At 37.7% G+C, this 24,980-nt stretch carries 16 protein-coding genes; 15 read left to right on the forward strand and 1 reads right to left on the reverse strand.

What is annotated here, in order from left to right; all coding sequences use genetic code 11:
* The 12 genes from HZI73_RS07260 (at position 1) to HZI73_RS07315 (ending at position 19,186) form a co-directional block, all read left to right on the forward strand.
* Positions 1-1,074, forward strand: coding sequence for a foldase protein PrsA (locus HZI73_RS07260; protein ID WP_212697587.1), 1,074 nt, complete (start codon positions 1-3; stop codon positions 1,072-1,074).
* A 274-nt stretch (positions 1,075-1,348) separates the two neighbouring features.
* The gene (locus HZI73_RS07265) at positions 1,349-1,966 is read left to right on the forward strand and encodes an NAD(P)H-dependent oxidoreductase (RefSeq protein ID WP_212697588.1); all 618 of its coding nucleotides are present in this window, start codon (positions 1,349-1,351) and stop codon (positions 1,964-1,966) included.
* Between the two features lie 3 nt (positions 1,967-1,969).
* Positions 1,970-3,823: a monovalent cation:proton antiporter-2 (CPA2) family protein gene (locus HZI73_RS07270; RefSeq protein WP_212697589.1), complete on the forward strand. Its 1,854-nt coding sequence runs from the start codon at positions 1,970-1,972 to the stop codon at positions 3,821-3,823.
* Positions 3,824-3,959: 136 nt separating this feature from the next.
* Complete coding sequence (locus HZI73_RS07275; RefSeq protein WP_212697590.1) at positions 3,960-5,420, forward strand: sulfatase family protein; 1,461 nt, start codon at positions 3,960-3,962, stop codon at positions 5,418-5,420.
* Positions 5,421-5,754: 334 nt separating this feature from the next.
* Positions 5,755-6,720: an ABC transporter permease gene (locus HZI73_RS07280; protein ID WP_212697591.1), complete on the forward strand. Its 966-nt coding sequence runs from the start codon at positions 5,755-5,757 to the stop codon at positions 6,718-6,720.
* A 21-nt stretch (positions 6,721-6,741) separates the two neighbouring features.
* Positions 6,742-7,632: a carbohydrate ABC transporter permease gene (locus HZI73_RS07285; RefSeq protein WP_212697592.1), complete on the forward strand. Its 891-nt coding sequence runs from the start codon at positions 6,742-6,744 to the stop codon at positions 7,630-7,632.
* Positions 7,633-7,712: 80 nt separating this feature from the next.
* Positions 7,713-9,380, forward strand: coding sequence for a type 2 periplasmic-binding domain-containing protein (locus tag HZI73_RS07290; RefSeq protein WP_212697593.1), 1,668 nt, complete (start codon positions 7,713-7,715; stop codon positions 9,378-9,380).
* 144 nt (positions 9,381-9,524) lie between these two features.
* Positions 9,525-10,805, forward strand: a complete 1,281-nt coding sequence (locus HZI73_RS07295; protein WP_212697594.1) for a glycoside hydrolase family 28 protein — start codon at positions 9,525-9,527, stop codon at positions 10,803-10,805.
* A gap of 130 nt (positions 10,806-10,935) precedes the next feature.
* Positions 10,936-13,263, forward strand: a complete 2,328-nt coding sequence (locus HZI73_RS07300) for a helix-turn-helix domain-containing protein (protein WP_212697595.1) — start codon at positions 10,936-10,938, stop codon at positions 13,261-13,263.
* Positions 13,253-14,467: a glycoside hydrolase family 28 protein gene (locus HZI73_RS07305; RefSeq protein ID WP_212697596.1), complete on the forward strand. Its 1,215-nt coding sequence runs from the start codon at positions 13,253-13,255 to the stop codon at positions 14,465-14,467. The genes HZI73_RS07300 and HZI73_RS07305 overlap by 11 nt, the downstream gene beginning before the upstream one ends.
* Positions 14,464-15,828: a sulfatase-like hydrolase/transferase gene (locus tag HZI73_RS07310; protein WP_212697597.1), complete on the forward strand. Its 1,365-nt coding sequence runs from the start codon at positions 14,464-14,466 to the stop codon at positions 15,826-15,828. The genes HZI73_RS07305 and HZI73_RS07310 overlap by 4 nt, the downstream gene beginning before the upstream one ends.
* Positions 15,829-16,141: 313 nt before the next feature.
* Entirely contained in the window at positions 16,142-19,186 is a 3,045-nt protein-coding gene (locus tag HZI73_RS07315) for a WD40/YVTN/BNR-like repeat-containing protein (protein ID WP_212697598.1), read from the forward strand.
* Between the two features lie 236 nt (positions 19,187-19,422).
* On the opposite strand, the gene HZI73_RS07320 is transcribed toward HZI73_RS07315, so the two are convergent.
* Positions 19,423-20,325, reverse strand: a complete 903-nt coding sequence (locus HZI73_RS07320) for an AraC family transcriptional regulator (RefSeq protein WP_212697599.1) — start codon at positions 20,323-20,325, stop codon at positions 19,423-19,425.
* Positions 20,326-20,498: 173 nt separating this feature from the next.
* Here HZI73_RS07320 and HZI73_RS07325 point away from each other — a divergent pair, with 173 nt between their 5' ends.
* The 3 genes from HZI73_RS07325 to HZI73_RS07335 all read left to right on the forward strand — a co-directional run bounded on the left by HZI73_RS07325 (position 20,499) and on the right by HZI73_RS07335 (position 24,965).
* Entirely contained in the window at positions 20,499-22,976 is a 2,478-nt protein-coding gene (locus tag HZI73_RS07325) for a glycoside hydrolase family 2 TIM barrel-domain containing protein (RefSeq protein ID WP_212697600.1), read from the forward strand.
* Between the two features lie 128 nt (positions 22,977-23,104).
* Positions 23,105-24,070 carry an ABC transporter permease gene (locus HZI73_RS07330; RefSeq protein ID WP_246552383.1) on the forward strand — a complete coding sequence of 322 codons (966 nt, stop codon included), beginning with the start codon at positions 23,105-23,107 and terminating at the stop codon, positions 24,068-24,070.
* A 10-nt stretch (positions 24,071-24,080) separates the two neighbouring features.
* Entirely contained in the window at positions 24,081-24,965 is an 885-nt protein-coding gene (locus tag HZI73_RS07335) for a carbohydrate ABC transporter permease (RefSeq protein ID WP_212697601.1), read from the forward strand.
* Positions 24,966-24,980: the final 15 nt, after the last annotated feature.

Genomic DNA, 24,980 nt, shown 5'->3' on the forward strand with positions numbered 1-24,980 from the left:
ATGAAAACAATACCAAGTGGTAAAAAAATAATCGTCTTATCCATCAGTATGTTTACAGTGATGATACTCATTTGGAGGGTTAACAGCGTGAGTTATTCTGGATGGGATGCAACCCTTGTGACCGTTAATCATGAACCGGTTACCCAAAGAGAATTTAAGCAAGTATTATCCAAACAACGAAGTGACGTGTATAGCTATTTTCAACGAAAATACGGTGCCAGCGATAATAAGGATTTCTGGACACATAACTATGAGGGAGAAGTACCCATTGAAATTGCTCGAAAACGTGCGTTAGATACCATCGTTCGTATAAAAGTTGAGCAGCTATTAGCAAGAGAAAAAGGGGTGATGGATAATATTCATGATGCCCATTTTTTAAAGAAACTAAAAAATGAAAATAAAAGAAGGCAAGAAGCTGTTGCCAACAATCAGGTGATCTACGGACCAACCACATATAGTGAAAGTGGTTATTTTCAATATATCCATTCCAATATGGTTCTCAGAGTGAAGCAGCTCATGATGGAAGAAAACATCAGCATGGAAACATTAAGACATTTTTATGAAGACAGAAAAGAAACCTATCGATTAGAAGACCAGATAAGGATACATAAAATAGCCATCTCACTACTTGATGAAGCAGGACATGATGACCAAAAGATTAAGGAAAAAAGCCAAGAGCAGTTAAAGATAATGAAAGACCAATGGGCTCATGGTGTCTATTATGATGATTTTTTAAATAAATATAAGCATACGGATCATTTAGACATGACATATGAAGAAGTCACATTTGATAAAAATGACCCAAATCTTCAAGAGCGTGTGGACCATGTATATGACATCAGCAAAACATTAACAATCGGTCAAGTGAGTTCAATTATAGAGGATAAAGATTCGGTAGCCATCATTAAAGTTGTGGCTATTGAACCTCAGGGCTATCGCCCTTTGGATGAAGTCATGTATCACGTGCAGTCAAGTTATATAGATGAAACATACCAACAATTGATTGATCAGCTCGTAAAAGAAGCTGATGTTAGAATTCACGAAAATATGTATAAAAAAATAAAGTTAAGATAGCTGTCCCTATGCAGATGTTAAATCATTCAAAAAAATATATGATTAAATGAGACAGCAGCCAAAAATTATTTTAATGTAAGGTATATATGGTGTTAACCCTCATAAAATAAGGTAAACTTATAAAAGACATCCTACTGGAAAGTGTTATCTATGAAGGTGAACAAGTACATGTCATCATCTCAGTACTTGTTCACCTTTAAAAATATCTATATAATGGTACTGTATAACCATTTATGATGCATTTGTTGATAAAGGAGGATAAGTAGATTACCTTATGAAAACAACAAAGAAGATATTAATAAATTTTGCACATCCAGCAAAATCAAAATCAAAAATAAATATAGCTTTAAGGAAGATGGTGGAAAATCTGGATGGTGTTACGATTAATGATCTCTACGATCATTATCCGGATTTTATGATTGATATTAGCAGAGAACAGGGGCTATGTGAAGCACATGATGTGATTGTTTTTCAGCATCCCTTTTATTGGTATCAAGCACCTTCTATTGTCAAAGAGTGGTTTGACTTGGTATTGGAACACGGTTGGGCATACGGTGCCATGGCAACTGCGTTAAAAGATAAACTTTTTGTTCAAACGTTGACAGCAGGGGGAGATGCGGCATCCTATCAAGCAGATGGTATGAACAGATATACCATTGCAGAGTTAACATCACCCTTTAGAGCCACTGCCAACCTATGTAAGATGGCATCCATTTCACCCTTTACTATATTGGGTATTCATAGAGGATTACCAGATGAAGAAATCCGCTTTCATGCAGAAAATTATCGCCGTTTTATTGTCGCGTTAAGGGATAACCGTTTGAATTTAGATATGGCAAAAGAGATACCATGCTGCAGCACCCATTTAGACGCCATTATAGGAAAGGAGTAAACCATGGAAGTATTCTTATTGCAACTGTTCATATTCTTTGTTACATCAGCCATTGCTGTTCCCATTGCTAAAAAGCTAGGTCTTAGTTCGGTTCTAGGATACTTGAGCGCAGGAATTGTCATTGGTCCTTTTGGTATATCTCTCATAGCTGATGTAGAATCGGTCATGCATATTACGGAGTTTGGTGTTGTGATGATGCTGTTTTTGGTAGGACTGGAGTTAAAACCTTCCATGTTGTGGCAAATGCGTATGCCTATTCTTGGGACAGGTGGTGCTCAAGTTATTGTCACAGCCCTTGTTATAGGATCCGTGACCTTTTTGGTTTTACCGTGGCAGCAAGCTTTAGCAGTTGGTTTAACATTAGCTTTGTCATCAACAGCTATTGTCGTACAGATCCTAAGAGAAAACCAGATGATGAACACGACAGCAGGCAGATCCATATTTTCTGTACTGTTGCTTCAAGATTTAGCCTTTATACCCATACTTGCTCTTATGCCTTTTTTAGCCACAGATTTAAGTCAAGAAGCAAGTCATAGCAAAACACTATTCATTGACATTTCTCAATTTACGGGAACCTCTCAGTTCATCATCATTTTAGCATCCCTCTTGATTGTTTTTGTTGTTGGGAAATATATAAGTCGACCGCTTTTTAGAGTCATTGCTCAAACTCATGTAAGAGAAATTTTTGTAGGTGCAGCGTTGGCTATGGTTGTGGGAATTTCCTTGCTAATGACCATTGTTGGACTGTCACCAGCACTTGGAACCTTTATCGCAGGGGTTGTTTTGGCGGATAATGAGTATAGGCATGAACTTGAAAGTGACATTGAACCTTTTAAAGGATTGTTACTTGGCGTTTTTTTCATATCCATTGGTGCAAGTTTGAATTTTAAACTAATAGGTGACAATATGCTTATGATTATTGGTATAGCTTTTGGACTAATGGTGATTAAATTTGTGATATTGCTTCTTGTTGCTTATGTTTTTAAAGTAGCTAAAAAGAACAGAATTATTTTTGCAGTGTCACTGGCCCAAGGTGGAGAATTCGCATTTGTGTTATTCCAATTCGCAAAAACCAATGGTGTGTTGGGAGCAGAGATCACAGATCCATTTATTTCAGCCGTTGTCATATCCATGTTTTTAGCACCCCTTTTATTCAAAGTAAATGAAAAGTTCTTGTATTCTAGAAAGACAGATGAAATTAACCAACAAATGGATGTCATTGATGAAAAAGGAAAACAGGTTATTCTGGCAGGATTTGGACAGCTTGGCATGGATATCGGACGTTTTCTGATTTCAGCAGGCGTCAAACCCATCATATTGGATAATAATGCTGCCAAAGTAGATGTCTTAAGAAAATTCGGCTTTGAGGTTTATTATGGGGATGTTACGAGACTTGATTTATTAAAAGCAGCAGGAGCACCAGAAGCTGAACTGCTGATTTTGACAATGGGGGATGTGGAAATCACAAAAAAACTTGTGGATATTGTTCACAAGCACTATCCAAATTTAAAAATTGTAGCCAATGCATCGGATTTGGAAGCAACATATGAACTGATGGATATCCATGTAGATAAGATCAGAAGAGAGTCTTTTGGCAGCGCTTTAATGTTAGGACAGGACATCTTGCAACTGTTAGGTATGGACCCATATGATGCCTATCGTTTGATGAGGATTTTTAGAAAGCATAATGAAGACATGGTTCAAGAACTGTATAAGAGACACCAAGAAGATATGGACAACTATATTTCTGTATATCAGCAGCAAATGGAAAATCTTGAAGAATTGATGACATTTGATCTTGATATGGATTCAGATGTACTGGATAAGGCATGGAAAAGCGCCAGTCCAGAAGAGTAATGGATGACCATCATTGACCTGTAATTCGTGCAATAATTTATGTGATTTATTCATTGATATATGTATACTGTTTAATCTATCCTATATGTAGGTAGGATGATTTTTGTACTATATCAATGAAAGGAAGTGACGGATCATGAAAAACATTGTTTTTATTTTTCCAGATCAAATGCGAGCGGATTACTTAGGGTGTTATGGTGCAGATTTTGCAAAAACCCCTAATATTGACCAATTAGCTGGTGAAGGTGTTGTGTATGAAAATGCCTGTTCAACCAGTCCATTATGTGTACCAGCAAGAGCGTCATTATTAACGGGAAAAAATGCGATTGTAAATGGTGTATTGGAAAACAGCACCTGGTTAAGACCCGATCATGGCGCATGCGGTATTGAAACATGGCCACAGATACTATCGGATAATGGGTATGATACCATTGCTGTGGGTAAAATGCACTTTTATCCATGGGATACAATGGAAGGTTTTGATAAGCGCATTATCAGTGAAGATAAAAGGCATTATCTTGTAGAAGATGATTATGCAGACTACCTGACATCAAAAGGTTTAAAAAAATACAGAGGAATAGATTGTGAAGGGTATGCAGAAGGAAAGGGTGCCATGATGAATCCTTTTAAACTGGAAGATCAAGCGGACCAGTGGATAACAAGGCAGGCATGTGACACCATTGGAGCCTCTAGTGATGACAAGCCCTTTGCCATGATGGTAGGTTTTTTATCCCCTCATTGCCCCTATGACCCAGATGTATCTTTTGCTGAACACTTTCAATCTTCTGAAATGCCCGATTCTGTGCCAGAAACACCTGAAAGCATGTCTTTTCGTGAACGTCTTGTCAACGCCTATAAAAAACCTTGGGCTCAGGTGGATTACTCCTCTTTCACGGAAGAAGAAAAGAAAAAAGTAAAGGCTCATTATAGTGCTTGTATCCATGATGTTGATGTGTGTGTGGGCTATATTGTTGAAGCATTGAAGAAAAAAGGCATCTATGATAATACGGTGATTATATTTGCCTCAGACCATGGGGATTTCGTCGGTGATTTTGGTTTAATAGGCAAACACTATTATTATGAACCATCTATTCATGTACCTCTAATTATTAAAGATACTACAGTACAAGCATCAGGCACAAGGAAAAAAGAGGTGGTCAATCTGACGGATATTCGGGCAACCATCTTGCAGATTGCAGGTATAGAAGGCATTCAAGATATTGAGACAGAGGATTCAAAAATTTTATCCTGCTATAAGGAGAGTACCGAAGAACGTATGCTATTTGGTGCTACAGATATTGGGTATATGGCAAGAATGAATGAATGGAAATTATGTCGGTATAAGAAGGGGTTAACACAGTTATTCAATTTAAACAAAGACCCTTATGAGCAGGTTAATCTTGCCTATACCCAAGAAAACATGGACATCTTCAAAAAACTTGATGCCTATATGCAAAAAAGGATTGTTGAATCCATCTATGAAGCTAATATGGACAAGATAGTCGATAAAACAACGTCTTTAGATGAAGATGATTATTTTAAAAGACATTGGAAAAGACCTTACCCAGTGAGTCAACACAATGGGTCTTGTTGTTGATTAATGATTAAAAAATAATATCCAACTACCAATAGCCTATCCTATTCATAGGATAGGCTATTGCTGTATCTTAACTGACGCCTCTCTGTTATAGATGAGAGACGTTTTTTTTGATGCTTATATCTTTAGGCGTTAAGCATGTTTGTTCTACTAAATGATTAAAATCCTAAGAAATGCAAAAGTCTGAAGAACATGTTAAAAGCTATATGATGGCCATATGAAGTAATGTAAAAAAATAATCTTATTGTCTCTAGCTTTTTTGCATAACCCTAACATATACTTACATTGCAAGGATGCACCATGTGTCCAGAGAATATAAAAGGGGGTGATGCAAATGAATCAACACATTGTACCATTCAGTCAAGGATCAAAAAAGAAGCAGCTATATCTCAACAAGATATTCATGTCCTTCAAGTCTTCTTGGCAACTATATGTTATGTTTCTATTACCATTAATGTATATATTGATCTTTAAGTATTATCCCATGTTGGGTACTCAAATAGCTTTCAAAGATTATAAATTATCGAAAGGAATCTGGGGTAGTGAGTGGGTTGGATTGGACCATTTTTTGCGTTTTTTTAAATCTTATCAATTTAATAGAGTCGTGTTTAATACCTTAAGGTTATCGTTATATGCCATCATTGCAGGATTTCCATTACCCATTATATTGGCCATCAGTCTGAATTATACACGAAAAAAAACGTACAAGAAATTGGTACAGATGGTCACATATATGCCTCATTTTATTTCAGTGGTGGTCATGGTAGGTATTATTTTGCAATTTCTCAATCCAAGATACGGTATGGTGAATGCACTAATCGTTGCTTTGGGTGGTCAAGGCATTGACTTTATGGGTAAACCAGGTCTCTTTGGAAGCGTATATGTATGGTCAGGCGTTTGGCAGAATCTAGGCTATGGATCCATTATTTATTTGGCTGCTTTGGCAGGTGTCAGCCCAGAACTCCATGAAGCAGCTATTATGGATGGTGCGTCCTTGATAAAAAGGATTAGGCACATTGATATTCCTGGTATTATGCCCACAGCGATTATCCTTTTAATTATGCGGATGGGACATATTCTGGATGTAGGGTTCCAGAAAATCCTGTTGCTACAAAACCCCATGAATTTAAGAACATCTGAAACCATTGCTACCTATGTCTATAAAGTAGGCTTGCAAGCTGGTCGCCCAGATTTTGGCTATGCGACGGCCATAGGCCTATCCAAATCGGTCATTAGTTTAGTGATTCTTATACTTGTTAATCGTTTTGCAAAACGCTATAGTGAAACCAGCTTATGGTAAACAACAGGAGGTGATAACGAGATGCTTGTAAAGAGTAAAGAATCAAAAGGTGACCGGATTTTTAGAATCGTTAATTTCATCCTATTAACATTGTTTTTTTTAGCCGTGTTGTACCCTATTCTATACGTGGTGAGTGCATCCTTTAGTTCCGCTGAAGCTGTCATTAGTGGAAAGGTCTTTTTATGGCCTGTAGGTTTTACGTTAAAAGGTTATCAAACCATCCTTCAACATCATGGCGTATGGACAGGCTATGCTAATTCCATTTTTTATGCTGGTGTAGGTACAAGCATTAATGTGGTTTTTACTATTCTAGCGGCTTATCCATTATCAAGAAAGTCTTTTAGGTTCAGAAATTTTTTTATGTTTGTATTGACTTTTACCATGATTTTTAGTGGAGGCTTAATTCCAACTTATTTGCTGGTGACAAAGCTCTTTCACCATACAAGATGGGCTTTATTAATACCTGGTGCATTATCGGTATACAACGTCATTATCACCAGAACATTTTTTCAAAATAGTATACCAGAAGAAATTTTAGAATCGGCTCAATTAGATGGGTGCAATGATTTTCAGTTCGTATGGCGAATCGTACTGCCCTTATCCAAATCAATTATTGCAGTCATAACCTTGTTCTATGTAGTAGGGCATTGGAATGAGTACTTCAGTGCGATGTTATATTTAAAAGATACAAAGTTATACCCGCTGCAACTGGTATTAAGACAAATATTAGTTGAGAATCAAACGGATGAAAGTATGTTTACAGATATAGAGAATATGATTGAGAAGCAGAACTTACAGGAGTTATTAAAGTATGCACTCATGATTGTCTCAAGCATTCCTGTTCTCATTATTTATCCCTTTGTACAAAAACATTTTGTCAAGGGCGTGATGGTGGGCTCATTAAAAGGGTAAGATAGCGGTTGGAAGCTTGAGGCGCTATATGCTTTAACCGTAATAAGAAATATCATGTAATAGATAAGGAGGACGTACAAGTGCGAAAAAGATTAACAGATTTAACAAGTGTACTGCTGGTGATGGTATTAATACTTGCAGGGTGTGGTGGACATACAGAAGAAAGCAGCAGCCAAAAAAAAGAGACCGGTGATAAGGGTTCAATATGTACACCTAAAGGCGTGTTTCCCATTGTAAAAGAAGGTGAAGAAGTCACATTAACCGTAACCGTCCATAACAAAAATACAGATGATTATGAAAACAATGTATTTACAAAATATCTTGAAGAACAGACGGGTGTTCGTCTAAAGTTTAATGTATTAAATCATGTCGATTCTGAAGAACAATTTAACATTATGATGACCAGTGGTGATTATACGGATATTATTCTTGGATTGGATATACCTCGAGCAGAGCAGACCATGTATGCACAAGATGGTATGCTGATACCATTGAATGATTTATATGCAACCTATGGGGATGGTATAAAAGCTGCTATCAAAGAATATGGTTCAGAAGAAGAGATTATAGCTTATCTTTCATTAAACGATGGTAACATGTACGGTATTACTAATTTTGTGGAGTCTTTCCATACAAAAGCAAAAAATAAGATGTGGATTTATAAACCTTGGTTGGACACTTTAGGCCTTGAGGTACCTCAAACAACAGAAGAATTTTATCATGTACTTAAGGCATTTAAAGAACAAGACCCCAATGGTAATGGTATAGCTGATGAAGTACCCCTTGCAGGCGCAGCGAAAGGTTGGGAAACCCAAGTGGATAAATTTCTGATGAATGCCTTCGCTTTTAACAATACATCCGGTAGAGATAACTTATATTTAGATGGCAACACCGTTTATGCATCTTTTAATACAGAAGGATGGCGACAGGGTATTGAGTATATGCATCAATTATACAATGAAGGACTTATTGCACCTGAAAGCTGTACGCAAGATAGCAAACAATTAAAACTCATGGGAGAAAGTGAAGTCCCTATACTTGGAGCAGCAGCAGCTGGAGCAGTAAGCGAGTTTACACAGGTGAATGGAGATAGTGGAAGATGGCTGGAATATGTACCAGTCCCTATTCTTGAAGGTCCAACTGGCAGAAGAAAGAATATTTATAATGAAACAGCCTTTGACCAGTACAGAGCCTACATAACGGATAGATGCAAACACCCTGATGTGGCATTTAGAGTGATTGATTTCTTATTAAGAGAAGATGTGAATCGTATGGCCCAGTATGGTATCGAAGGTACAGATTGGCGACATGCTGAAGACGGTGAACAAGGGTTAGATGGGAAGCAGGGTGTCATCAAAATTATGCAAACACCTGAGAGAAACACAACATGGGCTCAATCCATACCAGAACTACAACCGTTATCCTTCCGTATTGGAAGAGTTTTTGATCTACCTCATATTGAGTCGATTCTCTATCGTGCAACAAAAGAACATTACCTTCCCTATGCAGCGGATGATGGTGAAATGCTACCAAGGGATTTAATCTACCCTGAAGACGTTGCAACAGAGTTAGTGGATCTTCAAACCAATATCAAGACATATGTGGATGAAATGCTGGTTCGATTTGTGTTTAATGATGCGGATATTAAGAAAGATTGGGATAACTATCTTCAAGAATTAGAGAACATTGGTTTAAAGCGCTATATTGAAATCGTACAAGATGCTTACAATCAACGCTATGGGAAGTAAAAAAGTTAGACAATTATTTGAATTAAAGATAAGTCTCTGTTAATATGAATAGTAACGAGACTAGGTAATAAGCTAGGCGTAACAGGCAACCATGTATAGGACGAAGGTCTTGATAACACCATAAAAAATCAAGGGGTGTATAACATGATATATAACGTTAGAGATTTTGGGGCAATAGGTGATGGCCTAACAGATGATACGCAAGCCATACAAGATGCCATGGACGCTTGCAGCAACACAGATGGAGAAGTCATCATACCACAGGGTGTCTATCAATGTGGTACGGTGTATCTAAGAAGCAAAATGACACTGAACATCAAACAACATGCTGTTCTTTTGGGGAGTGATGTCATCAATGATTATGTAGAGACCCAGGCAGATTTTACCGATGCTGTTGGACAGAAAAGAGGACGTTGTTTGCTGCTTGGGTTTCAGGTGAAGGATGTTCATGTAAAAGGTGAAGGGTGTATATGTGGTAGAGGCCATGGTTTTGTACCAGAAGAAGATAGCTTTCCTATAAGACCTTTCCTCGTAAGATTTATAGCATGTGAAGATATTGACATAGAGGGTATCACTCTAAGGGATGCAGGTGCGTGGTGCCTGCATCTTCACAGTAGCAGGAACATTACCATCAGCCATGTAACCATTGATAATCATGTCAATCGCAATAATGATGGCATTGATATTGATGCATGCAGTCATGTTCTGATTCAAAGCTGTTATATTAATACTGGCGATGACGCCATATGTTTGAAGACAACCAAGGATGAGCCCTGTGAGCATATTGTGGTTAAGCATTGTGTTATCTCATCTCACTGGAGCGGGTTTAAAATAGGTACAGAATCAGTCGGTGATTTTAGAGATATTCAAGTAGAAGACTGTTTTTTTTATGATATTAAAGGCTGTGCAATTAAAATCGTACCAGTAGATGGTGGACATGTGGAAGGTGTCAAAATCCGAAGAATCAATTTGCTTCGATGTACAGGCCCCATTTTTGTTGCTTCAGGTAACCGCTTAAACACCTATTTTAATGAAGCCCGTTCAGAGCCAGGAACCATTAAGCAAGTCATCATTGAACATGTTTGCGGCGATGTCATTGAAGCAGTTGGAAACGGCACAAACGGTTTGGATGATGCCAAAGGATGTGTTGTTATTTCGGGGATACTGGAACAACCTGTAGAAGATATTATCATACGTTCATGTGACTTGTCCATGCCTGGAGGGGTAAAAACGATTCGTGAAGCGTATCAAGTACCTGAAATGGAGGATAGATATCCCGAATTCGGAAATTTTGGCATATTACCTGCATATGGTTTCTTCCTTCGCCATGGGAAAAATATCACTTTAGAGAACAATGTGATTAGGCTCAAGAAAGAAGATTGTCGCCTAGAAGTTGTCAAAGAAGATATCATGGAAGACTCCTAACGTTTATACATAGAAAAATCAAATATCTTTCAGAAATGATGTAACACAATGAACGTTGTTTGTGACTTTTTAGCCATAACCTTTTATGTTTGAGCTGAACCTTTATGATATGTATGGTAAGGAGGATTCTATGAAAGATATAGATGTAAAGCATCAAGTTCTGTTAAGATTTATTATTCCATACTTACTGATTTTCATCTTATCTGTTTTTACGTATATGATATTCTATCATAGTACCCTGAAGATGATGGAAGAAGAGGTTGTTAAGAACAATAAACTATCCCTAGAACAAATCAGTCAAATTATAGATGATGATATGACGGAAATATATGATATGGCATACCGTATAAGCAACGATTCAGATATCGAGAATCTGAGATTTATTAGCAAGCCCTTTCTACACCATAACGTCATCAAACTTTATGGGTTATCGGAGAAGATGAAAAAATATAAGATCTATAATAAGTTGGTATTAGATTTTTCTATTATGTATCAAGAGAATAACGCCATCATCACACCAACTACCATCTATAAGAGGGAGACTTTCTTTGCATCGTATTTTGATGACATTACCATCACATATCAGCAGCTAATGGATGAAATAGCGTTAATTAAGGGTAGAGGTTTTATCCCTATGGGTAAGGTAAGTATAGACGGGGTCCAGAAAGATGTGTTGGCCTTTGTTCATAAAATAAGTTTTCATTCCCGTAACAATGATGCCATTGTATTCTTATTGGATACTGCCCATATCAAAAATCTTTTTAGCAGTGTTGATATTTCAGATGGTGGTTATATCCATGTAAAAGATGATCGAGAAAGATTATGGATACAGTTACCTTCACAAGATGTTAATCATGCATATCATGGTAACGAGCATGTAACAAAAGATTTGGATAATAAAACAGGAATGATTGTCACGAAGGTCATATCTGAGAATCGAGGATGGGAATTTATCGTTGCTCAGCCTGAAAAGATTGTACATAGCAAAGTTATTCACTTTAGAAAAATTATGATGCTAGCCTTAATGATATATCTCATTGTTGGTATGATGTTTTCATTTTCTGTTGCATATAAACGTTCTAAACCTTTGCAAAATATCTTAGATTGTATTAAAAGTAAACAAGCACCAATGCATGGTGCGCAATCAGGTAATGTTTATCATACATTAGAAAAGTATTTAGACCATATACGACAGAACAATGCGGCTCTTACAAAACGTTTAGACAATCAGATCCCCTTAATTCGAAGTGCTTTTTTTGAAAATATCTTAAAAGGTAATAGTCACTCTTTAGAAGAAATCAATTTGGTTGCAGACTATATGGATCTTAACATAAGTGGTCATTATTTTGCAGTATCCACTTTTGTGATGAATACAACACAAGATGTTCGCATGGATAAGAAGGTGGAGGCTTTGAATTTACAGCAATTACTATTAGAAGACTTAATTAATAAGTATATAAAAGGCAACAAACATATCCACCAATCGGAAACGGGAAGAATAACCGTTATTCATAGTTATGCAGGATCGGAAAAGGACAGGTTTATTCATGAACTGCGGGAGGGGTTTCACCATATAAAAAACAGTGAGTATATCGCACATCGTGTGTATATTGGTGTAGGAGAAGTCTATGATAGTCTGCTTCATATGTCCAAATCCTACGAAGAGGCCAATCAAGCCATTAATTATCTTGAATACAGTAATCAAACCATTCTAATGTTTTCATCGGATATTATAAGAAATAATCACGTATATTATTATCCTTCTGATACAGATACAAAGCTTATTCATTATGTAGCATCCGGTGATAAGGAGAGCATAAAAGAACTTGTGGAGGGGTTATATGAAGAGAATTTTATAGCCAAGGCATTATCTTATGAAATGATCCAACTGTTCGTGTATAATGTTTACAGTTCAATATTAAAGTGTGCTGAAAACATGTCCATTCTAGATAATCATGTATTAACCCGTATCCGTAGTAGAGTGAATCATATGCACAAGCATCAAAGAAAAGCAGATCTCTATGAATGTGAACCAGTTGTTCGTTATTATGATGAATTGTGTGATATTGTGGAAGCAAGAAAAAACAGTCGAAATGAATCCTTGATAATAGCCATTAAAGCCTATCTAGAGGATAATTACACGGACGCCATGCTTAATCTTAATAAGTTATCTTTAACGTTTAATATGTCAGAAACTTATTTATCCCAATACTTTAAGGAGCATACAGGTGAGAATTATTCCGATTATCTGAAGAAGATAAGGATGCAATATGCAGCATCACAGTTACTAGAAACAGATAAAAACATTTCACAGATTTCAGATGCCATTGGTTACAGCTCGATTAGTGCATTTTCAAGGGCTTTTAGGCAGTATTATGGTATCAGTGCAAGTATGTATAAAAAAAATGCATGCACATGTTATTCAATAGAAAATGGAGGGGAATCTAATGGATATTAATTTAAAAGCTAAGGGCAATTCGGTATTAAGAACCAAAGATATCCAGCAGGCCATCGATGCGTGTAGTCATAATGGGGGTGGTCATATTTATTTTGAAGCTGGGGTATACCCTATCGGCACCATTTACTTAAAATCTAATGTACATCTTAGGTTGGACAACAGAACCATAATTCAAGGCAGTGCTTCTATCAACGATTACACCCAGGATACCCATAAACAGATGTATAGAAATGAAACCCATATGGATCGGTGTCTAATTTTTGCCAAAGACTGCAAGCACATTTCTATAGTAGGCGGTGTTTTTGACGGACAAGGAGAAACGTTTAAGGGTGATCGGCCAATGATGTTCCGATATCTTGGATGTGAGGATATCCGAATAGAAGAAGTGAAAATGATCAACCCTGCGTCTTGGACCAATGCCTTTATACAGTGCAAGCATATTAGAATTAGTCACATTGATATCCATAGTCGAGCCAATAAGAACGGTGATGGGCTTGATTTTGATGCTTGTGAAAATGTGTTTGTCCATCATTCCACCTTTAATTGCAGTGACGATTGTATCTGTGTACAAAACTCCTCAACATCTCATGCATGTGCCAACATCTTTATCGACCATAACGTGTTTGAAAGTAAATGGGCAGGCATTCGTATTGGTTTATTAAGTACAGGGGTTATTGAACATGTCTTTGTATCCAACTGTTCCTTTAAAAATATTGCGTGCAGTGGTCTTAAGATTCAATCTTCTGAAGGTGCTTTGATTCATCACATTCATTGCAGTCATTTGAGTATGGATAAAGTGAGGCGTCCCTTTTTTATCACATTAAACCATTATCGGGAGAATGTAAATTATGCAGATGAACCCATTAACACAAAAAGTCAGCTTAGTCGCATCACCGTCAGTGATATCTATGCAACAACCTTCGATAATAATGCACTGCCTAACTGTATGATTATAGATGCTGAACCTGGAAATACTATTGAAGATATTGTCTTAAGAAATATTCATTATACCGTTTACGGGAACAGTACCTATGAAGAAAGACAGATTCCTTATCTTGGACATACACGAGCAGAAGCCTATACATATGAAGGTGATCTTCCTGCAAGTGGTTTATTTGCAAGAAATGTCAAGGGTCTACACTATGAAGGCATTAAGATTAATACGAAACAGAAGGATTGTCGAAAGGAGATCGTACAGGTATGAAAAAGCCTAATATTGTTTTTATATTTGCTGATGATCAGCGGTTAGATACCATTAACTGCTTAGGAAACCATGACATTAAGACCCCTCATCTGGACCAATTATGTGGAGAAGGAGAGGCTTTTACCAATGCTCATATCATGGGGGCAACCAGCCCAGCAGTCTGTATGCCCAGCCGAGCCATGTTACTGACAGGCAGAGAACTACATCATCTTCATGGGGAAGGCCGTCGAAATGGGGCCATTATCCCAGAAGCACATGTAACGTTTCCAAGGTATTTTTCAGACCATGGTTATCATAGTCATGGTATTGGAAAATGGCATCAAGATAGGGCCTCTTTTAATCGGAGTTTTGATACGGCAGAACGTATATTTGGATTCGCTAATGGCTGGTATGAAAACTACGGTGGCCACTTTAATATCCCATTACATGATTATGACCCAACAGGTGCCTATCCACATGAAAACGCTTATATCCTTGATAAAAATGGGCATAAGGAAGGTGTGAGACAAGCTGTTTGCGGTATGCATTCCAATGACATTTTCAGGGATGCGGCGGTTGAATTTATTGAGGAAAGAACGGAAGAAGAACCCTTTTTTATGTATGTTTCTTTGGTAGCACCTCATGACCCTAGACAGACATCGGATCAGTATGAAGACATGTATTCTTCTGAAAGCGTCCCATTACCAGAAAACTATCTAGACATGCATCCTTTTGACAATGGGGATTTGTATAGTCGTGATGAAAAATTGGAATGGTGGCCAAGGCGAAAAAGGGCCATAAGAAAACACATTGCCGATTATTATGCCATGATAACCCATATTGATGATACCGTGGGGGCAATTGTCAAAGCACTCCAAAATAAAGGCATATATGAAGATACCCTCCTTATCTTTTCAGGCGATAACGGTCTTGCTGTGGGACAGCATGGGTTAATGGGCAAACAGAGTCTCTATGAGCACAGTATAAGAGTACCGTTGATCATGAAAGGACCAGGGATTGAAAAAGGTAAACGAAATGATACCTTGTGCTACCTATTGGATATTTTCCCAACCTTATGTGATATATGTAATCTGCCTATACCAAAGACGGTAGATGGTATATCGTTATATGGTACAGAAAAGAGAAACCATCTTCAATTTGCTTATCTGGATTGTCAGAAAGCTTACAAAGATGAAAACTATAAAGTAATCCGCTATGATGTTAATGGGGAAAGAAGATACCAGCTGTTTGACATGAAAGAAGATGTAAAAGAAATGCATGATTTAAGTCAGCAAGATGATTATCAACATATAGTTGAAACCTATAAGCGTAAAGTCAATACATGGGCTAATGCTTTTTGCTGGAGTGAAAACCACGAATAAAATGCAAGCGTCTATCTTACTATTGTTTATTGTTGACAATTCACAATGTTTTCTATATACTATTAATGGTACATTGTCATAAATAATATTCTGTTGATAAGAGTGACGGATGTGTATATTTCAGCCGGTCAATCTGGTTATCTTAGCGTGCTTAACTAGAACGTCATATGAGAAGAATTCGAGTAGCTATCGTGTTCACAAAGTGGTAATTGGACAGTTCAATTGACCTCTATTTCGTGTACGTTCATTTAATTGTAAGAATATTTAATTGGCGTGTACAATGAAGTGAATAATATGAATGGAGTAATAGGATATGAAGAAAAGTAAGATTAAGTATTCAAAATGGTTTTCAAGGTTTCTAGCAGTAACCATGCTCATCACACTTGTTGGCATGCAATCACATGCTGAAAACATTCCACCATACTTTAAGGAACTTATTACGACACCCAAAATATCAGATGAATCAGTAACGTGGACACAATTTGCACCTGGTAATGCTGGGTACTCAGAATTTGTCTTTACACATCCGACAGACCCTGATGTGGTGTTTAATTTTCCAGATATGTTCAACTCCTATCGTTCAACAGATAGAGGAGAATCCTTCCACTTAGTCAACGGTGATGATGATGATGGACGTAACTTAAATCACATTACAAGAGTCTATGATTTAGATTTTTCTAGGCAAAATGAGAATTTTGGCATGGCAGCAAGTCGTGCAGGTTTGTGGATTACATATGATAAAGGTGCAAGTTGGGAAGGTCATCCCATGAATGACTACACGAAAGAAGGCAGTTTTGGCATATTAAATCAATGGGGAAGCAGTTGTTTAGGAGCTATTGCCGTTGATCCTAAGGATGATAACATATGGTACTTAGGCTCTGGTGTTTTTTGGGATGTAAAAGGCAACCATAGAAACCATGTCAAAAAGCATGGCAAGAATCCTAAGAATCCAGGCAAATTATGGAAGTCTACTGATCAAGGTACCACATGGACATTGCTTCATTCAACAGGTATTCATCCAAAAGCTGAGTTCGGTAAAATCTACATCCACCCAGAGGATTCATCCATGATCTTTATTGTGACTACCTATGGACTTTATAAAAGTATAGATGCAGGAGCAAATTTTACGAAAATAGAATCCATTGAATCTGGTAATGGTGAAGACTATGATTTAGTAAGAGATATGTCTTTTTATTACGATAAAACAACCCAGCAATATACCATCTATATTATCAACCAAGTGCGATATGAGGGAGATAACAACGGTAGTCTTATAGCTAAAGGCGGTATTTACAAAAGTACGGACTTAGGAGACAGTTGGACGAGTATAACAGGCGATTTAGCTATGGATATAGAGGCACTTCAACAATCGGTTTTGAAGACTTCAGCATCCAATTATGTTAAAAATTGGTACTACTTTTCCTTACGTAAATATTTAAATTTTAGCATTAGTGACCAGCAAGCAAGAACACAATACCCGAAGCTTCCAACAAATATCCTACAGAATTTTAACCGTATTGTGGTTGACCCTACCAATCCAGACAGAATTTTTGTTGCACACAATGCAAAGCATGATGCGTCATTTTTCGTTGGTGATGTATGGATGACAGAAGATGGTGGTGACACGTGGATTGTTGCTACAAGAACAGGAAAAGGCTGGGAGAGAGATGATGATTTCTGGACGAAAAGAAATCCAGATCAACCAACAAACGTGAATGTTGGGTATCATCATGTAGGAGATATGCATTATCCAGAAATCTATACTACCCAAGGTGCAAGAGATTTGGATATCAGTATTGATGGTGATATATATGTCATGTATCGCACATTTGTGAAATCAAATACTCAGGGTAAATCTTGGGAGCAAATAGACTCTTATGGTACACCAGCTGGTAACTGGGTCGGTCGAGGTGGTAGTAATGTGCCAGGACGCAATATTATAACGGATACGCGAGACCCTGAATTGGTTTATTTCGTATCCGGTGAAAATAGACTTTGGAAGAAAACACAGGATGGTGATAGCATCTATCCAGGTGCTGCAGCAGTGAAATACCTCCAAGGGGCAGCTGAATCACCTGGAACCTTAGCCATATCACCCGATAATATAAATGAATTATACACGATACCATTTAGACAACTCCATAGAGGGGAATTCATGAAATCAGTTGATGGAGGGGAATCATGGGAAACGATTTCGACACCAGTACCCAATTTACCTTATAATGGTATATATGTAGAATCCCTTATCATTAATCCAAATGATACAGATACCATGTATTTCTGTGCACCGGATGTTATAGTGAATGGACCTGCAGGTCATCCTTTTAAGGGTGATAATAAAGGGATTTATAAAACAACAGATAGGGGTTATACATGGAAGCGTGTAAACCATGGTCTGCCCTATGGTGAGAGTGTTAATGATTTAGAATTTGACCCAAAAGATTCTCGTATTCTATATGCTGGTGTGACAAGTGGAAGAAATCTTTCCATTAAGAATGCAAGCTTTGAATCTAAGTTTCTTGACTGGACGTTAACAGGCAATCAAGATGATATGAATCAGGCAATCATCGGTAAACGCGATACCCAAAATGCGGCCATCATTATTGGTAAGGGGGTTGGATTTGAACAAAAAATCACCGGTTTACAACCCAATACGCCATATTTCCTCTCCGCCTGTGTAAAAGCTGATGCTGGTGAAACTGGTCAGCTTATGGTGAAAGGATTAGATGGTACTGTTCTTGGGGAAACAGCTTGTGCCCATTCAGAGTATCTATCAGAAGGCGTTTCGTTTACAACACGAGCAGATGAAACAACTGTGACAATAGGTGGCTATAAAACTGAAGGTACTGGCAGGGTTTTTTATGACCGCTTTATACTGAGAACAAAGGGCGGGTTGTATAAAACAACCGATTCAGGTGCAAACTGGAATGTGGTTGCGTCATTCCCAGAAGAGGTTATCCAAGTCAATCAAATCAACATTGACCCTCATACGAACAGAATATATGTCGCAGGTGGGGAACGATACGAAGAAGCTTCAAGAGGAGGTATTTGGGTTAGTGATGATGATGGGGAAACTTGGGGAAAAATCTTCCACATGCCAAAAGTAGTCAATACAATCGTTTCACCATTAGACCCCAATCGAATCATGACCTTTGTTGCGGTAAGTGATGTAAGACCTCTTAATGTAAATTCAGGTATTTATCTATCTGAAGATGGCGGTAAGTCATGGATAAAAATCAATAAAGGATTAGGACTTTCTTCAAAAGTTATGGATATGGCTTTTGATTTGAAGAATCCAGATATTATATGGAGTACAACCAGCAGTGGAGGTTTTTATAAGGGTGTTATTGATAGATGAGATAAAGCTTTAGAAGTTCATTTTTAATAGAGCCTATTGATGATAGATGCCTTATGACGATCAAAAATAAGACGATTAATATTACCAAACGGTAATATAATCGTCTTTTTTTCTTATTCTTAATAGGAATGTTCTCAATGTAACAAATGAATAGAAGGGTTCACATTTGTGCAAGGTCCTAACGACAAATCGTTCTGTAGATGAGGTGTAGCCATATTCTCCTTAAACAGCCTAATTTATAAAGCATTTTCACCATAGAATCGCTTACGATAAGCACGAGGGGTGATATCTGCCAGCTTTTTAAATATTTTAGAAAAATAGCTAACAGAATCAAATCCCACACTGGAGCTTATTTCAGTGATGGAATGATCCGTTGTTTCAAGAAGCTGTTTGGCATATTGAATACGTAGATGATGCATATAATGAATGGGTGTTTGTCCCGTAATGTTTTTGAATAATCGATAGAAATAATCTTCATTAAATCCGAACAAGTCAGCAATGACAGGTACGCTCATGTCCTCTGTAAAATGATTTTTGAAATAGGTCAGAATAGCAATTTCGCGTCTTAGGAGATCCTTTTTTTTGCCTCTTTTTCCTTTGTTGAATAAATCATGTTGATACAAGATGGAAAGAAACTGAAAAAAGTAGCCTTGTATCAATAATTCTCTTCCAATAAAATGACGGTCGCTGCAGTTCAATAATTGTTGAACAATGTCTTGACATGCATGAATCCATGTGGGAGTTGCATCCTTGTTTTGACGTGATGTAAGGATGTTAGGTAAGAGTAAGGTGCCTCTTTTGAGAGGGGCTATGTATTTTTTATAAACAAAACTATCCATGCCCTGTCCTAAAACATCATAAGAGAAAACCACCAGATGCACCCGACTGTTTACATGATCACGGGTAATGCCATGATGAATTTGATTAGCATTAATCATGCAGATGTCACCCTTACACAAGGTATAAGGCTGTTTATCAATACGCATATCAATCATACCTTCTTCCACATAGATTAACTCAATATCCGGGTGCCAATGGCAGTAGAATAGATCCCGGTCAGGTTTTGAATACATGCTGCGTGATTTAATGGGGAAGGAAGGATTAAGGGTGATATGCTGTTGTTTGGGACGGGGTATCATATGGTAGACCTCCTTAAAGGTAACCTTTTACTGCATGACATATCAGATATCATATATTTAACCAAAAAGGTCGGAATCCTTATAATCAAACTCAATATCATTACAGTTTGAGCGCTATATGGATAGTATAATACAAATAACCAAAAATAACAATACAAAGGAAAGGACGACTTATGCGAGGTATAGATTTTAACAAGGATTGGAAATTTTATCTGGGTGAACCAGAAGGAGCACATTTGCTTGATACGCCTGACAGCAAGTGGAGAGATATAAGACTGCCCCATGATTGGAGTGTAGGGTTTTCCTTTGATCAAGAGCGAGGCGAGGCCTGTACAGGTTTCCTTACAGGTGGAATTGGTTGGTATCGAAAACGATTTGTCACAAAGAAAGAAATGGCAAATCAGAGGGTTATCCTAAACTTTGATGGTATGTACAATCGAGCCCATATTTATTGTAATGGAAAGCTGGTTACTTTTCATCCCTACGGCTATTCTCCGGTATTAGTGGATGTAACAGATTACTTAAATCCCGTGGGAAATGAAAATATTCTGGCTGTTAACATTGATCATTCCAGATATGCAGATAGCCGCTGGTATACAGGTTCGGGTATCTATCGAAAAGTGACGCTACATATATTACCTCCTATACACATACCTGTATGGGGCATGTCTGCTTTTACAGAACGTTTAGACGGTGATAGGGCTTATATGAAAGGGCAAACGACCCTATGCAATACACGTGGTGTTGCAGAAAGCCTTTTACTAAAGATAGCTGTCACCGATGACACACAACATAGGATTGTTGAGCAGGAATACAACGTGCATCTCTTAAAAGATGAAACCAAGGAAATCCCTTTTGAATTCGAGATCGACAACCCAAACCTATGGGATGTATACCAAGGTAATACATATAACCTATCTGCAACATTAATGATAAACGGGCAGGTGGTGCAAGAGAAAAGTGAAAGATTTGGCGTGCGTATGATTCATTTTAGTCCTGATAAGGGCTTTTTCCTCAATGGAAAAAACACCTTGATTAAGGGGGTATGCTTACACCATGATGCAGGATGTGTTGGAGCAGCTGTTCCAAAAGATGTATGGCGGCGGCGACTGAAAATGCTTCAGTCTTGTGGGTGCAATGCCATCCGTACAGCACATAATCCCATGTCAGAAGATTTCCTTGATTTATGTGATGACATGGGTTTTTTAGTTCAAGAAGAGTTTTTTGACGAGTGGGATAACCCAAAAGATAAGCGACGCAATAACCATGAACGGACAGTGGATTATATCACACGGGGGTATACAGAGTTTTTTAAAGCTTATGCAAAAAGTGATTTGCAAAACACCGTGAAAAGGGATATCAATCATCCGTGTATTATACAATGGAGCATTGGTAATGAGATTGAATGGACTTATCCAAAATACAATCACGCTACTGGTTTTTTCGGTGATGATGGCAACAGGTATCGTTTTTGGAAGACAGCACCTCATAAGAAAGAGGTCATTCGGGAAAAGGTTTCAAAGATTCCAGAAGAACAGGATGACGTTGGTAAGACAGCTGCAAAATTAGCCCAATGGACAAAAGACATGGATACCACCAGACCCGTCATTGCCAACTGTATTTTACCCAGCGTCAGTTATGAAAACGGTTATATTGATGCTCTGGATATGGTGGGTTATAGTTATCGCCGTGTCATGTATGATGACTGCCACGAAAACTACCCCAGCAAGCCTATAATGGGAACAGAGAATAAAGGACAGTGGCATGAATGGAAAGCGGTATTGGATAAACCCTTTATCAGCGGGGTCTTTTTATGGACGGGTATTGATCATATGGGCGAGGCTTGGGTTGAAAAACCATGGCCTAGAAAAGGCTCCAACCTAGGCTTATTGGATTTAGCAGGATTTCCAAAGCCCCCTTACCACATGTTTAAAAGTCTATGGACAGATGCACCCCATATAAAAATGTTCACCGTACCCCTTGAGCAGTCATTGTATCAACTGGATGATAAAGGACATCTAGCCTATAAACCAGGTGAGAGCTGGGAGAGACGATCTTGGGCTTGGCAGGAGGTTAACGACTATTGGAAGTATCAAGAGGATGAACCTGTAATCGTGGAAATCTATTCAAACTGTCATGAAGTAGAGCTTTTCTTGAATGGTGAATCATTAGGCGTTAAATATTTGAAAGATGTTGAGGATCGGATCTTCAAGTGGCTGGTACCTTATGCACATGGAAAACTGGTAGCAAAAGGCAAAACAGGGCAAGAGGTCACCGAAACGTACTTAGAAACAACAGGTCCCATCAAAGCCATTCTCCTAGAGACCGATCGGCAAAATATAAGTTGTGGTGCGGATGATGTTGCGCATATTACCCTTCAATTAATGGATGAAAAAGGTAATTCTGTTCGTGACCTCCATACACAAGTAACGTTTACATGTACGGGACCAGGCATCCTATTAGGGATCGATAATGGGCATCCAGATAATGTGTCTGATTTCCAAAGTGACACCATCGTAACCAGCGAAGGAAGATGTTTGTTAATTGTTCAAGGCAGTAATCCAGGAGAAATTAAGGTTCAGGCATTTGCTGAAACATTAGGTATAGCATCCAATACAGTAAGCATGATATGCCATAAAGAAACGGTATAAAAGCTTAGAAATAAGGCATAAAAATCATAAACATGTACCCTCTAACACAATAGGATTTGCATATAAGCTTAGACCCATGATGAATAGTCAAGAGACAAATATTGATAAAGACCAGAGAGGAATGAGAGATGAAGATCATGAGAACAGATTTGCAACATGCTCATTTACGTCAAGAGGAACAAAGGTTAAGAAGTAAATTTGTAAGACATGTTAAACGCCAGTATCAATTGTATTTGATGATTTTACCAGCCATTGTATATTTCATTATCTTTCACTATGCACCCATGTATGGTATTCAATTAGCTTTTAAGGATTTCAATCCGAAACTAGGTATTACAGGTAGTCCATGGGAAGGATTTCGACATTTTGAGAAGTTTTTTAACTCTTATCAGTTCTTTCGTTTATTAAGAAATACCATAGGGCTTAGTTTGTATCAGCTGTTAGCAGGTTTTCCTATTCCCATAATCATGGCACTGTTTTTGAACCAAGTGAAGCATCAGCGGTTTAAGAAATTAGTGCAGACGGTGACGTACATTCCACATTTTATTTCCATTGTGGTGCTGGTGGGAATGATTCATGTTTTTTTATCCCCAAGTACCGGACTTATTAATAATGTGATTCGAGGCTTTGGTTATAAGCCTGTTTATTTTTTAGGTATGCCTCAGTACTTTAAAAGTATCTTTGTCTTTTCAGGGATTTGGCAGAATGCAGGGTGGGGTACCATTATCTATTTAGCAGCTCTAGCTGGTGTCAACCCTGAGTTATATGAGGCAGCAAGAGTGGATGGTGCTTCCAAGTTAAAAATCATAAGACATGTGGATTTTCCCAGTATTATGCCTACCATTGTTATTCTCTTTATTATGAATGTTGGACGCATCATGAACGTCAGTTTTCAAAAAGCCCTGTTGCTGCAAAATGATTTGAACGCAGAGGCTTCTGAGATTATTCAGACCTATATGTACAAAACGGGGATTTTACAAATGGAATTCGAGTATTCCACAGCAATTAGTCTCTTTAATACCATCATTAATGTCATACTGCTAATTCTTGCCAATCAAGTATCAAAAAAATTATCAGAAAATAGTTTGTGGTAGGAGGAAGATAATGAAAAGAAGGTTAATCGATGAAGATAAGATCTTTGATGCAGTAAAAATCATCACCTTAACATTAGCACTATTATTGGTGTTGTATCCGTTGTATTTCATTGTCATTGCTTCAATATCCGATGCAGCAGCGGTTAATACAGGGAAAGTCTGGTTGCTCCCTAAAGGGATTAATTTTGAAGGTTACCGCCGTATCATACAGGATGAAATGATTTGGGTGGGGTATCGAAATACAATGATCTATACAGTAGTTGGCACAGCTTTGAATCTCGTTTTAACCCTATTGTTAGCTTATCCCTTATCAAGAGATGATTTTAAAGCTGGAAAGTATGTGATGATTTTTCTTCTCATTACCATGTACTTTCATGGGGGATTAATTCCAAAATATTTAATCATTAAACAATTAAATCTCATTGATCATTGGCTGGTTATGGTACTGGTCAATGCCATCAACGTGTTTAATGTTATTATTGCCAGAACATTTTTACGGAGCAATATTCCAAAATCATTATACGAAGCAGCCATTATTGATGGGTGTACACATGCCAAATTCCTAGTGCGGGTTGTGATACCGTTATCAAAGCCTATATTAGCCGTATTGCTTCTCTATTACGGCGTGGCCCATTGGAATGAATTTTTTACAGCATTAATGTACATCACTAAGGAGCGTTTATATCCTTTACAGCTGGTCCTTAGGACAATTCTTATAGAAAATCAGATGCAGGATGCCATGATGGATGATGTCAGTGCATTAAATCAAAAAGATGTTGGGGAGCTTATTAAATACGGCATTATCATCGTATCCAGTTTACCTGTTCTCATTATTTATCCATTTTTACAAAAGTATTTTGTGCAAGGTGTGATGATTGGGTCCGTAAAAGGTTAGGATGACATAACAAAA

The organism is Vallitalea pronyensis (genome assembly GCF_018141445.1).
Taxonomy (GTDB): domain Bacteria; phylum Bacillota; class Clostridia; order Lachnospirales; family Vallitaleaceae; genus Vallitalea; species Vallitalea pronyensis.